Below are 15,009 nucleotides of genomic sequence, written 5' to 3'. Positions count from 1 at the left end.
TTCCTATTCCGCCGCCTCCGGTTCGTGGCTCTGGCCGATGGGTTTCGACGAGACCCCTTCGCGCCACCGCTCGATGACAGCGTAGAAAACCGGGACGAAAATGAGTGTCAGCACCGTCGCGGCCAGCATGCCGCCGAACACCGTGGTGCCGATCGATTGGCGGCTGGCGGCACCTGCGCCCTTCGCATACATCAATGGCAAAACGCCAAGGATGAAAGCGAAGGCCGTCATCAGGATCGGCCGCAGGCGCAGGCGCGCCGCTTCCGCCGCAGCCGCGACAACGTCGAGCCCTTCCTCGCGTCGCCGTCTTGCGAACTCGACGATCAGGATGGCGTTTTTGGCGGCAAGCCCTACCAACATCACGAAACCGATCTGCGAATAGACGTCGATCTGCATTCCACGCAGCCACAGCGCCGAGAGCGCGCCCAGAAGTGCCAGCGGCACCGAGAGCAGCACCATGAAAGGCATCGACCAGCTTTCATACTGGGCGGCCAGGATCAGGAAGCAGAAGACGAGCGCGAGCGCAAAGACGAGCGCGGCGATCGAACCTGCCCGGATCTCCTGATAGGTAATGCCGGTCCATTCGAATGTGTAGTCCCGCGGCAGTGTCGTTTTTGCCACCCGCTCCATTGCGGCCACGGCCTGGCTCGAACTGAAACCGGGTGCTGCCGCACCGTTGACCAGCGCCGAGGGGTAGTTGTTGTAGTGGGTGATCGTTTCGGGGCCGACGGTGGACTTGAAGGTGCCGAGCGTGTTGAGCGGCACCATCTCGCCCTGGCTGTTGCGCACATAAAGGCGCGAAAGATCCGTGGCCGAAGCGCGTGCGCCCTGGTCTGCCTGCAGCGTCACGCGGAAGGTGCGGCCGAAGAGGTTGAAGTCGTTGACATAAAGTGAGCCGAAATAGATCTGCAAGGTGTTGAAGATGTCCGGCAGGCTCAAACCCAGCAACTTCGCCTTGTCGCGGTCGAGGTCATAGTCGAATTGCGGGCTCGACGTGCTGAAGGTTGTGAAGAGCTGGTAGGGGTTGATCTCCGGCTGCTTGCGCGCTTCGGCGATCAGCGCCTGGGTCGCATCGTTCAGTGCCTGGGCGCTGCGTCCGGCCAGATCCTCCACCTGGAACTCGAATCCGCCCGTCGCGCCGAGGCCCTGGATCGACGGCGGATCGAAGGCGAGCACCAGCGCATCCGGGATCTGCAGCAGCTGCGGCGTCACCGCCTCGCGCAGCGCCGAGGCTCCCTGTTCCGGCGGGCGCTCGTCCCAGGGCTTCAAGACGGCAAACTGCACGGCGGAGTTCGACTGGGCGGCGAAGGACAGGAAATTGAAGCCGACGACGGAGCCGACAAAATCGACGCCGGCAGTGCCGCGCAGGATCTCTTCCGATCGCCGTGCGACGGCCTCGGTGCGTTCGAGCGAGGCGCCGTCCGGCAGCTGGATGACGACGAAGAAATAGCCCTGGTCCTCGACCGGCAGGAAGGTCGACGGAATGCGCTGCCACAACGCATAGGTGGAACCGACGGCGATGAGGAAAAGCGCAAACAGTGCCCAGCGCCAGCGCACGAGCCCGGCGACGCTACGCGCATAGCCATGCGACAGCGCGTGAAAGCCGGAGTTGAACCAGCGGAAGGGGGCAAAGCGGGGCTCGCCGCGGTAGCGCAGGAAAGCGGCGCTGAGTGCGGGACTGAGGGTCAGCGAATTGAAGGCGGAGAAGGCGACCGAGATCGCGACCGTCAGAGCGAACTGATTGTAGAGACTGCCGGCGACACCTGGAATGAAGGCGACGGGGATGAAGACGGCGAGAAGCACGGCGGTTGTTGCGATGATCGGGCCCGTGACTTCCTGCATCGCCTTGCGGGTGGCGGCAAGCGGAGACAGTCCGGCCTCGAGCTGGCGTTCGACATTCTCGACGACGACGATCGCGTCGTCGACCACCAGGCCGATGGCGAGCACCATGCCAAGCAGGCTCAGCATGTTCAGCGAGAAGCCGAACAGATACATGACGACGAGCGTCGCGATCAACGAGACCGGAATGGCAATCGTCGGAATGATCGTGGTGCGCAGGTTCTGCAGGAAAATGAAGACGACGAAAACGACGAGGGCCAGCGCTTCGAGCAGCGTGAAGACCACGTCCTTCATCGCCGCCGAGACGAAGCGCGTGGTGTCGTAGAACATGTGGTAGGCGATGCCGGTCGGGAACCGCTGCGAGAGTTCGTCCATCTTGGCCTGGACGCGGCTCTGCAGGTCGAGCGCGTTGGAGCCCGGCGCCTGGAAGACGGCGAGCACCACGCTTTCCTTGCCGTTGAAGGTGACCGACGACGAATAGAGCAGCGCCCCGAGTTCGATGCGTGCCACGTCGCGCAGCCGGGTTGTTGCCCCGGTCGTCTGGTCGGCCCGAAGCACGATGTCGCCGAATTGGGACGGGTCGCTCAAGCGGCCAAGCGCATTGATCTGCATCTCGAAAGGCGTGCCCGCCGGTGCCGGTGATTGCCCGATCTTGCCGCCCGCGACCTGGATGTTCTGTTCCGTGATGACGTTCTGGACGTCGACGGCGGTAATGCCGAGATTGGCCATGCGGTCCGGATCGAGCCAGACGCGCATCGAATAGCGCCGTTCGCCGAACAGCTGCACGTCGCCGACGCCCGGCAGGCGCTTCAGCGGATCGAGGATCTGCAGGTAGGCGTAATTGCTGACGGAGGCGAAATCGACCGAATTGTCAGGCGAATCCAGGCTCACCAGCACGGTGAAATTCGGGATCTGCTTGGCGATGGTAACACCGGTCTGGTTGACCAGCGCCGGAAGCGATGAGGCCGCCTGTGAGACGCGGTTCTGGACGTCGAGGGCCGCAACGTCGATCGGGTAGCCCACTTCGAAGGAGATGATGATGCGCGACGAGCCGTCGTTCGAACTCGTCGAGGTCATGTAAAGCATGCCGGGCACGCCATTAATCTGCTGTTCGAGCGGCGTCGTCACCGTATCGGCGACGACCTGGGCGCTGGCGCCGGGATAGTTGGCGGCAACCACGATCTGCGGCGGCGTCACGTCGGGAAATTGCGAGATCGGCAGCAGGAAGTAGCAGATGCCGCCGGCAAGCGTCATGATGATGGCGATGGCCGATGCGAAGATTGGCCGGTGGATGAAGAAGTCGATCATGGCAGGATCGATCCTTTCAAGGCAGCGCCATCGCGGCGGGCGGCGTGTCGGGGGGTCATGGAGCCGGGCAAACGCGTGGCCGCCCCGCGGACCACCCGGTCAGCGGCACAGGTCTTCGCCTTCAGCCCATCCAGCATGCGCATCATAAGGCTCCGGCATGCAATCACGATCGGATGGATCGACCCGGATCGTGAACGTGATCAAACTTAAAAAGTCCGTGCGGTGTGCACTCTGGCTAAAAGACGCCTGACGACCGCGCCCACCGACATTGCGCTCGAATTTTTTCCGCGGTTACCGAAGTGTTCGAAAAACGTATGGGGCAGACGCCTGTTTCTCGCGCCTCTGCCGAAAATGTTACTGGTCGGTAACAGGGCCGCATGTTATCGAGCGCTTACGAGGCGTCAAGGGGTAAGATTTCCATACAGATTTCGCCGGACCCAGTGCGATGACAACGGATTTCCGCAGAAAAACCCACAGATCCCCGCGTGATCGTATCGTCGAGGCGGCGCGCGCCCTGTTCCGCAGGAATGGCATTCGCGCCACTGGCGTCGATGCCATTGCCGGCGCGGCCGACAGCAACAAGATGACACTCTATCGTCACTTCAACTCGAAGGACGAACTCATCGTCGAATGTCTTTACCGCGCGGGAATGGAGATGGACGGCTTCTGGCAGGAGCTGGAGCGCACGCATCCCGACGACGGTCTGGCGCAGCTCAGGACGTGGGTCCGGCGGATCGCGGAGCACCTCGACGATGACAATTGTCACTGCGAAATGATGAGCGCTGCGGTTCAATTGACGGACGAGGGGCATCCGGGTCGCTCGGTCATCAGGGCGTTCAAGGATGCACAGCGCGATCGCGTCGTCGCACTCTGTCGCAAGGCGGACATTGTGGATGCCGAGTTGCTCTCAGACACGTTGCTGTTGTTGATCGAGGGCGCGCGCGCCACCCAGCAAACTTCGGGCGCGCAAGGGCCGAGCGCCCGATTTGCTGAGATCGCCGACGCGGCGATCCAGTCCTTTGCTCGCGGCGGCCTCGCGCCCAAACAGGTGTGACTTAGCGTCCGGCCGGCCAATCCGGGTGGTGGCTGTCGATCACGAAAACATGCACGTGCCTGTGTCCATCGCCGACCCGCGTCGCGCCGACAAGGTGAGGGTGGTCGTGGCCGAGCTTCTCATGAATGTGCTCGATCTCGTCGGGATCGTGCGCCGGCCAGAGCCGCGCTGCGGTGACGATTGCCGCTGCGGCGATGACGGAGAGCGCCGCAAAGGTCGCCGGCAGCCCCATGGCCGCCCCAAGCCAGCCTGCAAGCGGATAGGTGATCAGCCAGCAGGCATGCGAAAGCGCAAACTGGGCAGCAAAGAGCGCCGGCCGGTCTTGGCGGTGCGCCGAGCGTCGCAGCAGGCGGCCGGCCGGCGTCTGCGCCAGCGAATAGCCAAGGCCGATCAGCGCCCATAGCAGCAAAAGCTGCCAGTAGTTCCAAACGAAGACACCAGCAAACAGGCTGGCGACGAGGACGGTGGCGCCTGCAAGCATGGCGGCGCGGTCCGGCGTCTTGTCGAGAAGGCGCGGGAGCAGCAAGGCCGCGATCATTGAGCCGCCGCCAAACACGGCGAGCGCGATTGCTGTGTCGCTTTGGGTGAGCCCGAATTTCGCCTGCACCAGCACCACCGTGTTGACGATCACCATCGAGCCTGCTGCCGAGACCGCAAGGTTGAGCGCCAGCAGTCCTTTGAGCCGCGGCGTTGCGAGATAGATGCGCAAGCCCCGCGTCGTCCGCTCATAGATCCCACGCCGCTCGGTCGACGTCGGGCTCGGAAGGGCGACGGACATCACCAGAGCGGCCGAAACAAGGAAGCCGATGACCGTGCCGGCGAACAGGCTATGAAAGCTGATGACGGTCAGCAATGCTGCTGCGAGCATCGGACTGGCGACGCTTTCAAGGTCATAGGCAAGTCGCGAGAGCGAGAGTGCACGGGTGTATTCCTTGTCGTCCGGCAGGACATCCGGAATGGTCGCCTGGAACGTCGGGGTAAAGGCGGCGGAGGCCCATTGCAGCATGAAGATCAGCACATAGACCTGCCAGATCTCGGTGACGAACGGCAGGAAAAGGGCGACGGCGGCGCGCACCAGATCGAGAGAGACGAGCATGGCACGGCGAGGAAGCCGTTCGGCGAAGGCGGCTGCGACCGGCGCCACGCCAACATAGGCGATCATCTTGATGGCGAGAGCGGTGCCGAGCACTGCGCCGGCTTCGGCCCCTGCCAGTTCATAGGCGAGAAGCCCGAGGGCAACCGTCGCAAGACCGGTCCCGACGAGTGCGATCACCTGGGCCAGAAAGAGGTGGCGATAGGTGCGGTGGGCGAGAATTTGCAGCATGACGGTTCGGCTTGCTTATTGGATTCGCGGCGCAGGCGGAAAGGCTTGGTCTTACAGGTACTTCGTGATTGCCTTGAACGCGTCGATGGAGTGGCGCTGGTCACGCGGCAGCGCGCCGACGGCGTCTTCGAGGCAATGGTCGAGGTGGTCCTGGATCAGGGCTCGCTTCGCCTGGCTGATCGCCTTTTCGACAGCATGAAGCTGCTGGGCGATGTCGAGGCAGGGCCTGCCGCCCTCGATCATGGCGATGACGCTCTTCAGATGGCCCTCGGCGCGCTTCAGCCGCTTGACGATCTCCGGGTGGGTTTCGTGCCTGTGTTCGGTCATTTGCATAACCTATCCCCCCGGATAGGATATATCAAGTAGTGCTTGCCGAGATCGTCCTGACCCGCAGGCGCGAGTACCGCCCTAGCGCTATTCAATCGCGCGCGAACGCTGCGACAAGTGAAGCGCCTGTCTTCATATTGCATACAATTTGAGTTTTGCAATCTTCCGGGATTCAAGTGGAGGAAGGCCAATCTGACTGGAAAACGGCCGGAGCTGCGGCCGAGATTTGACAGAATGAGCCGAGAAATGGGTGGTTTCCCGCTCGTCTCGGCGTGTCTGGCTCGCCGAATCTTCACTCGGCTTTCAAAAATGCCGACAATCTAAAATACGATATTGACGTAATATTGCATACATGAGACAGTTGTTTTGTCTATACAAAACGGTGTGGAGGCCGCTTGTATCGACGGCGCGAGGAGCGCCTAACAGGAGGAGATAAACTCATGTCAGTGAATAGACGTACGTTCCTGCAAGGGGCGGCCGGCGCTATCGGCTTGGCCATCGCCCAGGGTGCCCTGTCGAAAATCGCCTATGCACAAGGTGCCGCCGGCACGCTCCGGGTCGCCATCGCCAAGCCTGCCGGCAATCTCGATCCGCAGAGCCATTATGCCATCTGGGCGATCCAGGATCTGATGTTCGAGCCGCTCGTCAAATACGGCAAGGGCGGTCAGATCGAGCCGTGCCTTGCGACCGACTGGAAGATCGAGGATGGCGGCAGGACGCTGCACCTGACTTTGCGCCAGGGCGTGACGTTCCAGGACGGCACCAAGTTCGATGCTGCCTCGTGCAAATGGAACCTCGAACGCTGGATGGGTCTCGACCAGTTCAGTTGGATGAATTGCTCCAAGTACTTCCAGTCGCTGGACGTGGTCGACGACTACAACATCACGCTGCATTTCAAGGAGCCGGTCCTGGCGCTGATGCAGGAACTCTCCTATACGCGGCCGACACGCTTCCTGTCGCCCAAGTCGGTGGGCGCCGACGGCAAGTTCAAGGACCCGGTCGGAACGGGGCCGTGGCGCCAGATCAGCGCCGACGACACCCAGAGTGTCTTCGAACATCACGAGGGCTACTGGGGTCAGTTGCCGTCCTATGAACGCCTTGAGGCCAAGGTTATTCCCGATGCCCGGTCGCGGGTCGCGGCTCTGCGCGCCGGCGAAATCGACCTCGTCGGCGGATTCTGGATTGCGCCGCTGACGCCGGAAGAGGGCAAGCAGCTCGAAGGGGCCGGCTTCAACGTCGTCGTCGATCCGGGCAACGTCACGCTGGTGATGGCGTTCAACCCCGACCGCGCCGAGGCGCTCAAGGACGCGCAGGTGCGCAAGGCCATCAGCATCGGCATCGATCGCGCGGCGATCTCCAAGGTGCTCTACCACGGCTACGCCAAGCCTGCCGGCAACATGTTCTCAGGCGCTTTGCCCTATGCCGGGGCGCAATATGATGCACCGGTCCGCGACGCTGCGGCCGCATCGGCGCTGCTCGAAAAGGCCGGCTGGACCGGAAGTCCCATAAGGTCCAAGGACGGCAAGCCGCTGACGCTCGAACTGGTCGTCAGCCCGGACGCCGTGCCGGGATCGCGCGTGATTGCCGAGGTCATCCAGTCCGAGATGAAGGAGATCGGCATTGATCTGGTGATCCGCTCGGTCGACCACGCCTCCAAGCACACCGACATGCTGGAGCAGAAATACGATCTCGGCTTCTTCCTCACCTACGGCGCACCATATGATCCGTTCGGCTCGATCGTGGCGCTCTGCCTGTCGACTTTCAAGAATGACGTCGAAGGCAAGCTGGTTACGGATCCGGTCAACCTCGATCCGTTGATCAATGCGGCGACGGCCGCGTCCGGGGATCAGATCCAGCCGACCATCCAGAAGGTTTATGACTGGCTGAGGGACAACGACGCGATTGCGCCGCTCGTCTATGTGCCGAGCATCTGGGCGCATTCCAAGCGGCTCCACGGCTTTACTAGCCCGGTCACCGAATACGACATGCCCTACGACAACATTCTGCTGGAAGAATAGGAGGGTACCTTGATCCACTTCATCAGCAAGCGGCTGAAGCATTCCCTGATCCTGTTGTTCATGGCGTCCGTGGTTTGCTTCACTCTCGTCGTGTCGGCGCCCGGCAATGTTGCCGTCCTGATTGCCGAGCTGCGGGGAGCCGTCGCCACACCCGGTTATGTTGAACAAGTTGAAGAAGAGATAGGACTGAACAAGCCACTGCTGATGCGCTACGTGGATTGGTTGGGGGATGCCGTTCGCGGAGATTTCGGCATCTCTTACCGAACGGGTCAGGACGTCAGTGCGGATCTCGCAAACCGGATGCTCGTGACCGGAACGCTGATTGCGGGCTCGGCGGTGATCGCCACCCTCATCAGTCTGGCGCTTGGGTTCCTCGGTGCCTTCTGGCCCTACAAATTGCCGGACCGCGTTTCGCGCGGTCTGGCGCTCCTTGGCGCATCGACCCCGACCTTCTTCGTCGGTGCGCTGATGATCTACGCCTTCTCGGTCACCTTCCAGCTCCTGCCATCGTTCGGTTTCGCCGGCCCGAAGAGCTGGATCCTGCCATGGCTCACCATCGCGGTTCTGCCGGCGGCCGTTCTCAGTCGCGTCGTGCGGGTGGGACTGGAAGAAGCGATGACCAGCCCCTTCGTTCTGACCGCAAAGAGCAAAGGCCTCGGCCGCACCGCCATCCTCTTCCGCGAGGCGCTGCCCAACATCACGCCGATCTTCGTCAACGCGCTCGGCACCCAGGTCGGTTTGATGACGGCGACCGCCATCATCGTCGAGCCGCTGTTCGCCTGGCAGGGTGTGGGCGACTACTTCCTCGCCGGCGTTCGCTTCCGCGATTTCATGGTCGTGCAGGCGTGCCTGCTCATCTTCCTCACTTTCTTCATCGTGGTGAACCTCGTCGTCGATCTGGCAGTCCTCATGACCGATCCGCGCATCCGTCGCCAATGGAGCTGATCATGAACATGCTCAATCCCATTCTCGCCCGATTGAACAAGATGCCGCGCGCGGCACTGATCACCATCGGCCTCTTCGTTGCGCTTGGAACCTTCGCGCCCTGGTTGGCGCCCCAGGATCCGAGCGCCCAGAACCTGCTGGACGCGGGGCTTGGTCCGTCCGCCGCCCATTGGCTTGGAACCGACCACCTCGGACGCGACACCTTCAGCCGCTTGATCATCGCCGCGAACACCTCGCTTGTCAGCGTCGGTTCGGTTCTCGGGGTCGCCATGACCATCGGCATCCTGCTCGGAACGATCGCCGGCTATCATAGGGGTTGGGTCGACGACCTCCTGATGCGCGTCGTCGATGTCGGCCTGTCCGTGCCGAGCCTGATCATCTCGCTGGCGGTCATCGGCATTGTCGGTCCCGGGTACTGGACGATGGTGCTGGCGCTGGCGCTTGCCTGGTGGCCGATGAGCGGCCGCATCAGCCGGGCGGTCGCCGTCAGCATCATGAGCAAGCCGCATATCGAGGCTCTGCGGGTGCTCGGCGCCAGCCCCTGGCGCATTTACTTCGGCCACCTTCTGCCGGGCACCATCGGTTCGGTGATGGTCTATGCGACGGCGGATGCCGGCACGGCCGCTTTGGCGGTCGCGACCTTGAGCTTCCTCGGCCTCGGCATTCAGCCGCCGACACCGGAATGGGGGCAGATGCTGGTGGATGCGCTGCCCTATCTCGAATCCGACCCGCGTCAGGTTCTGCTGCCGGGCTTTGCCCTCACCATGGCCGTCATCGGCTTCAACACGCTTGGCGAGTCGATCGCGCTCAACCGTATTCCGAAACCGCTCACAAGGCGCATGCTCGCGATGCGTCGCGCCGAGGTCGCAAGCTGGAGCAAGGAGAATTCCGATGCATGACCAACCGCTCCTTGATGTCAGCAACCTGACGGTCAACTTGCTGACCGCGAAATCGGCGGTCTGCCCGGTCGACGGCGTCAGCTATTCGGTCCGACAGGGCGAATGTCTCGCCATCGTCGGTGAAAGCGGCAGCGGCAAGACGGTGATGAACTTCGCGCCGCTCGGCCTGATGCCAACCGGCGTAACGACAATGCTCTCCGGCTCCGTCAAACTCGAAGGGCGGGAACTGATCGGCCTGCCCGAGACCGAGATCCAGAAGCTGCGCGGCAAGTCCGTCGGCTTCATCTTCCAGGACCCGATGAGCGCGCTCAACCCGGTGCGCCGGATCGGCCGGCAGATTGCCGAGATGGCAGAGCTGCATCTGAACCTTACGCCCAGAGCGGCAGAAGCCCGTGCGCTCGAGCTCGTCAAGCTCGTCGGCATCTCCGATCCCGCGGCACGGCTGCGGCAATATCCGCATGAGCTGTCTGGCGGTCTGAGACAACGCATCGTCATTGCCATCGCGCTTGCCGGCGAACCGAAGCTCCTGATCGCCGACGAGCCGACGACCGCGCTCGACGTGACGGTTCAGGCGCAGATCCTGCGGCTGCTGAAGGACGTGCAGCGTCGGCTGAACATGGCGATGGTGCTGATTACCCACGACATGGGCGTGGTGGCGGGTGCGGCCGACAACATCGTCGTCATGTATGCGGCGCGCGCCGCCGAATGCGGTCCGGTGGACAAGGTTCTGGTCAGCCCGCGCCACCCCTACACCAGGGGCCTGATCAACGCGATCCCGAGGCGGGAGGACCCGATCGGTTCAGAGTTCCGTGGGCTTCCCGGTATTCCGCCGACGCTCGGTGCGCCGATCAGGGGCTGTGCCCTTGCGCCGCGCTGCGAGTTGGCCGTCCCGGCATGCGGCAACAGCCGCCCACCGCTCGTCCGGTCGGATGACAGCGCCGTTCTCGTGGCCTGTCCCGTCGTCAATCAAGGAAAGGCTGCCGCATGACACAGGCTCCCGTTCTCAAGGTCGAAAACCTGCAGACGCGCTTCAAGAGCGTTCAGCGGGGCAAATATGTGCATGCCGTCGACGACGTCTCGATCGAACTCTATCCGGGCGAGATCGTCGGCCTGGTCGGCGAATCCGGCTGCGGCAAGTCGACCCTCGGACGCACCATCGTCGGGCTCGAGAAGGCGACGAGCGGCCGCGTTCTGCTCGACGGCGTCGATCTCACCACCCTGTCCGGAGCTGCGCTCCGCGATAGCCGCCGGGCGCTGCAATACGTCTTCCAGGATCCCTATTCGTCCCTGAACGACCGCCAGACGGTGGGCGAAGCGATCGACGAAGCGCTGGTGATCGCCGGCACCCGGTCGCCGGAGGAGCGCGATCGTCGTACGAAGGAGCTGCTGGATCAGGTGGGCCTCGCCTCAGCGGTCAGGGACCGTCACACGCGCGAGCTTTCGGGCGGTCAGCGCCAGCGGGTCGCAATCGCCCGGTCGCTTGCCGTGAACCCCCGTGTGCTGATCTGCGACGAACCGGTGAGCGCGCTCGATCTTTCGATCCGCGCGCAGGTGATGAACCTCTTCCTGCGGCTGCAGAAGGATCTGGGCGTTGCATGCCTGTTCATTGCCCATGATCTTGCCCTGGTGCGGCAGGCGGCCTCGCGGGTCTATGTGATGTATCTCGGCAAGATCGTTGAGCATGGCTCGTCGCGGGAACTTTACGATCATCCGAGCCACCCCTATTCGCAGATGCTGCTGGCGTCGGCACCCGAGGTCGATCCCCGGATCGAGAAGAACCGCAGGGGACCGCTGATGATCGGGGAGGTGCCCAGCCCGACAAATCCGCCGTCGGGCTGCCGGTTTCGAACCCGCTGCCCCCTTGCCGTCGACGACTGCGCCAAGGCGATGCCGCCGTCCCGTGTGCTTTCGCCGGAGCATACGGCGGCCTGCACTTTCGCCGCGGATCTCCATCGCGGCAAGCGATCGGCCCTCCTTCAGCAGGAGGTGTCGGCTGCATGATCCTGTGGAGGCACTGACCGCCGGCGGAACCCGGTGTGGGGCGTCGCGAGTTGCTGGACCAGGCGACCCGGATCCAGTCCGGGCCTACTCTCCCTCGCATCCTTTTAAGCTGGGGGTGCGCGACTGCCCCGCCATCGAGCGGGGCTTTTTTGTCACCTCGGCGAAATCATCAAGGAAGATGCGAGAGCCCAGAGCAGGAATGGCTAGCCCTTCCGCCTCTCGCCAGCCTGCTTCTTGCCGAGGCGATCCACAAGGCCTCGTCGGCCGCGTTCCATCACGACCCCATGGTTCCAGCGGAAAACGGGTCTCAAGAGGAATGAAAGCTGGACCATCCAGGGTTTTGTGACCTGCACGATCCAATCGTACCGAACGCGGCAGCTAGTGCCGTCGCCATGCAGTGTCCAGCGGCCCACGCCCTCGAGTTCGCCAAGAGCTCTACCTTCGATGATCGAAGGCGGTTCCACCCGGGTAGTCTCCATATCGAAGGTCAGATCGTAGGGAAGCGCCGTAGCCCAGCGCAGGCGGCGCACTGCACCGATGCCGCGGTCGTCACCGTCCCGCAGCAGAGTGACCTGCTTCACTGACGGCCACCATTCGGGCCAGCGCTCCGGCGTGCTGAGTTCTCGCCACACATCCTCGACAGGGGCGCCGATCGTCCACTCGGTAACAAGATGAAATTCGGTCGACGTCATCGCGGATCCCCTTGGCAGGCGGGTGGCCGCAGCATAACACAGCATGCGAACCTTGCCGCCCGCATGCTGTCTTGTCGGATGTGTCGCTAGGCGGCCCGTGCTGCGGCTGCGAGCGGCTCGAAGTCGTCGACGACCTTGTCACCGTTGTAGACGGTTTCGTCGAGAATGCCTTCGCGCTTGGCGACGATGGTCGGCACCAGCGCCTGGCCGGCGACGTTGACCGCCGTGCGGCCCATATCGAGGATCGGGTCGATGGCGAGCAGCAGGCCGACGCCTTCAAGCGGCAGGCCGAGCGTCGAAAGCGTCAGCGTCAGCATGACCGTTGCACCGGTAAGACCGGCCGTTGCGGCGGAGCCGAGCACCGAGACGAAGACGATCAGCACATATTCCTGGATTCCGAGCGGCAGGCCGAAGAACTGCGCGATGAAGATCGCCGAAATCGCCGGGTAGATTGCCGCACAACCGTCCATCTTCGTGGTTGCGCCGAGCGGCACGGCGAAGGCCGCATATTCGCGCGGCACGCCGAGGCTCTTTTCGGTCACGGTTTCGGTGACGGGCAGGGTGCCGACCGAGGAACGGGAGACGAAGGCGAGCTGGATCGCCGGCCAGGCGCCGGCAAAGAAGCGCGACGGCTTCAGACCGTGGGCGGCGAGCAATGCCGGATAGACGACGAAGAGCACGATGGCGAGGCCGATATAGACGGCAGCGGCATACCAGCCGAGCTGCGCCAGGGTTTCCCAGCCGTATTGGGCAACGGCGCGGCCAAGCAGGCCGATCGTGCCGATCGGCGTCAGGCGAATGACCCACCACAGGATCTTGCGCACGACAGCGAGCAGCGACTGGTTGAAGGCGAGGAACGGCTTGGCGGCATCACCGACCTTCAGCGCGGCGGCGCCGACGGCAATCGAAACCACCAGGATCTGCAGCACGTTGAAATTGAGCGAGGTGGTCGCGCCGCTGTCTGTGAGCTTGGTGCTGGCCTCAAGGCCGAGCACGTTGGCGGGCACGAGGCCCTTCAGGAAATCGAGCCAGGAGCCGGCATAGGAGGGCGCCTTGGCCGCTTCCTGCAAAACCGCCGAGCCGATGCCCGGCTGGATGGCGAGACCGAGCGCAATCGCGATGATGACCGCGATCAGCGAGGTGATCGCGAACCAGAGCAGCGTCTGCCAGACGAGCTTGGCGGCATTCTGCAGCGTCGCCAGGTTGGCGATCGAGGCGACGATGGCAGTGAAGACCAGCGGCGGCACCAGGGCGCGCAGCAGTTGCACGAAGATCGAGCCGATCGTCTGCAGGGTGACGGTCAGCCAGTTCGGGTTGCCGGCGACATCGGCGCCCATGTTGCGGGCGATGAGGCCGAGCAGCAGGCCGATGACCATGGCGGCCAGGACTTGGAAACCGAAGGAGGCGTAGAGCGGCTTTGATGGAGATTTGGAGATTGCTTGGGACAAGGGATTGTACTCTCGATGGGGTGACGGCGGCCACGTCTTGGGCAATGACCGCCGAAAGTGCCCAAAAATTAGTCGAGTCTCATTCGAAAGGTAAGAAACCCTTTGTCTCGCAAACCACTCAGAGTGGAATAATTTCGCAGACCTAAACCAGGCTGCGGGGGGTGTCCCGACTCCGCTTGCGGTGGCGAGCGGAGCCAGAGGTTCGACAATCGATCAGGCGACGCCTTTTGCGAAATCCGTGGAAAGAGCGAGGTCGCGCCATTCGGCGAGCTCCCTTGCAACACTCGCATTCTGTTCCTCGATGACGGCCACGGTGTCGCTGCCGAAGGGCATGCGCAGCGGCGGGTTTGGCGCATTCACCAGGGTCACGATGCCGGCGGCGAGTTTCTCAGGGTTTCCGGGCTGCGCATGGTTCGCACCGGCCGCAAAGTCGCGCATGTTGCCGGCCGGCGTGCCCTTATAGTCGGGGATGGCGGCAGCGCTGACCGCCAGCGAATTGTCGGCGAGGAAGTCGGTGCGGAAGAAACCGGGCTCGACGATCGTTACCTTGATGCCGAAGGGCTGGACCTCTGCCGCAAGCGATTCCGAAAGGCCCTCGACGGCGAACTTCGTCGAACCATAGACGCCCCAGCCGGGATAGCCGAAATAGCCGCCGATCGAGGAGAAGTTCAGGATATGGCCCGAACGCTGCCGGCGCATGTGAGGTAACACGGCGCGCGTCACCTTGAGGAGCCCGAAGACATTGGTGGCGTAGAGTTTTTCGATTTCCTCCGCCGTTGCCTCCTCGACAGCGCCGAGCAGACCGTAGCCGGCATTGTTGACGAGAATATCGATGCGGCCGAAACGCTGGACCGCGGCTGCGGCAGCTTCCTTCGCCTGGGCCTCATTGGTGACATCGAGGGCGACGGCGAGCAGGTTGGGGTGGGTGCCGAGTTGCTCGGTAACCGTGCTCGGATTGCGTGCGGTGGCGACAACCGCGTCGCCCGCTGCCAGGGCTTCCTTGGCCATCAATGCGCCGAGGCCACGCGATGCACCCGTGATAAACCAGACCTTCATGACGAACTCCTTCGAAATTTTGATCGGCTCTTTCTGAGCCGTTTCGCGTCCGCATCCCGTGCTGACGAGGTGAATTTGACGCAAAGCGCTTCGCTGCA

The 15,009-nt window shown here is 63.1% G+C and carries 12 protein-coding genes; 6 read left to right on the top strand and 6 right to left on the bottom strand.

The genetic code is table 11. From position 1 onward, the window contains the following. Positions 1-3: 3 nt before the first annotated feature. Positions 4-3,147, bottom strand: a complete 3,144-nt coding sequence (locus BBX50_RS17190; protein WP_065776537.1) for a multidrug efflux RND transporter permease subunit — start codon at positions 3,145-3,147, stop codon at positions 4-6. A gap of 445 nt (positions 3,148-3,592) precedes the next feature. Here BBX50_RS17190 and BBX50_RS17185 point away from each other — a divergent pair, with 445 nt between their 5' ends. Further along, entirely contained in the window at positions 3,593-4,201 is a 609-nt protein-coding gene (locus tag BBX50_RS17185; protein WP_065776536.1) for a TetR/AcrR family transcriptional regulator, read from the top strand. A 1-nt stretch (position 4,202) separates the two neighbouring features. Here BBX50_RS17185 and BBX50_RS17180 read toward each other — a convergent pair whose 3' ends face one another. Then, on the bottom strand, positions 4,203-5,525 hold the full coding sequence (locus BBX50_RS17180) for an MFS transporter (RefSeq protein ID WP_065776535.1): 1,323 nt from the start codon (positions 5,523-5,525) through the stop codon (positions 4,203-4,205). 51 nt (positions 5,526-5,576) lie between these two features. Next, positions 5,577-5,852: a metal-sensing transcriptional repressor gene (locus tag BBX50_RS17175; protein WP_139108336.1), complete on the bottom strand. Its 276-nt coding sequence runs from the start codon at positions 5,850-5,852 to the stop codon at positions 5,577-5,579. Between the two features lie 440 nt (positions 5,853-6,292). Between BBX50_RS17175 and BBX50_RS17170 the strand changes: the two genes are divergently transcribed. Genes BBX50_RS17170 through BBX50_RS17150 form a run of 5 tightly spaced genes read left to right on the top strand, consistent with a single transcriptional unit; the run spans position 6,293 to position 11,715 of the window. Further along, positions 6,293-7,870, top strand: coding sequence for a nickel ABC transporter substrate-binding protein (locus BBX50_RS17170; protein ID WP_065776533.1), 1,578 nt, complete (start codon positions 6,293-6,295; stop codon positions 7,868-7,870). Positions 7,871-7,879: 9 nt separating this feature from the next. Next, a complete protein-coding gene (locus tag BBX50_RS17165; protein WP_065776532.1) occupies positions 7,880-8,815 on the top strand; it encodes an ABC transporter permease in 936 nt (311 codons plus the stop codon). Then, positions 8,806-9,714 (top strand): ABC transporter permease, encoded by a 909-nt coding sequence (locus tag BBX50_RS17160; RefSeq protein WP_065776531.1) that lies wholly within the window; start codon positions 8,806-8,808, stop codon positions 9,712-9,714. Before BBX50_RS17165 ends, BBX50_RS17160 begins: the two co-directional genes overlap by 10 nt. Next, positions 9,707-10,702, top strand: a complete 996-nt coding sequence (locus BBX50_RS17155) for an ABC transporter ATP-binding protein (RefSeq protein WP_065776530.1) — start codon at positions 9,707-9,709, stop codon at positions 10,700-10,702. The genes BBX50_RS17160 and BBX50_RS17155 overlap by 8 nt, the downstream gene beginning before the upstream one ends. After that, positions 10,699-11,715 carry an ABC transporter ATP-binding protein gene (locus tag BBX50_RS17150; RefSeq protein WP_065776529.1) on the top strand — a complete coding sequence of 339 codons (1,017 nt, stop codon included), beginning with the start codon at positions 10,699-10,701 and terminating at the stop codon, positions 11,713-11,715. The genes BBX50_RS17155 and BBX50_RS17150 overlap by 4 nt, the downstream gene beginning before the upstream one ends. 203 nt (positions 11,716-11,918) lie before the next feature. On the opposite strand, the gene BBX50_RS17145 is transcribed toward BBX50_RS17150, so the two are convergent. The 3 genes from BBX50_RS17145 to BBX50_RS17135 form a co-directional block, all read right to left on the bottom strand. Next, on the bottom strand, positions 11,919-12,407 hold the full coding sequence (locus tag BBX50_RS17145; RefSeq protein WP_065776528.1) for an SRPBCC family protein: 489 nt from the start codon (positions 12,405-12,407) through the stop codon (positions 11,919-11,921). 86 nt (positions 12,408-12,493) lie between these two features. Beyond that, positions 12,494-13,855, bottom strand: coding sequence for a dicarboxylate/amino acid:cation symporter (locus BBX50_RS17140; protein WP_065776527.1), 1,362 nt, complete (start codon positions 13,853-13,855; stop codon positions 12,494-12,496). A gap of 213 nt (positions 13,856-14,068) precedes the next feature. Beyond that, positions 14,069-14,911, bottom strand: coding sequence for an oxidoreductase (locus BBX50_RS17135; RefSeq protein ID WP_065776526.1), 843 nt, complete (start codon positions 14,909-14,911; stop codon positions 14,069-14,071). Between the last annotated feature and the right edge of the window lie 98 nt (positions 14,912-15,009).

Source organism: Ensifer sp. LC11 (assembly GCF_001695835.1).
Lineage (GTDB): Bacteria > Pseudomonadota > Alphaproteobacteria > Rhizobiales > Rhizobiaceae > Ensifer.
This window is presented reverse-complemented; position numbering and strand designations above follow the sequence as displayed.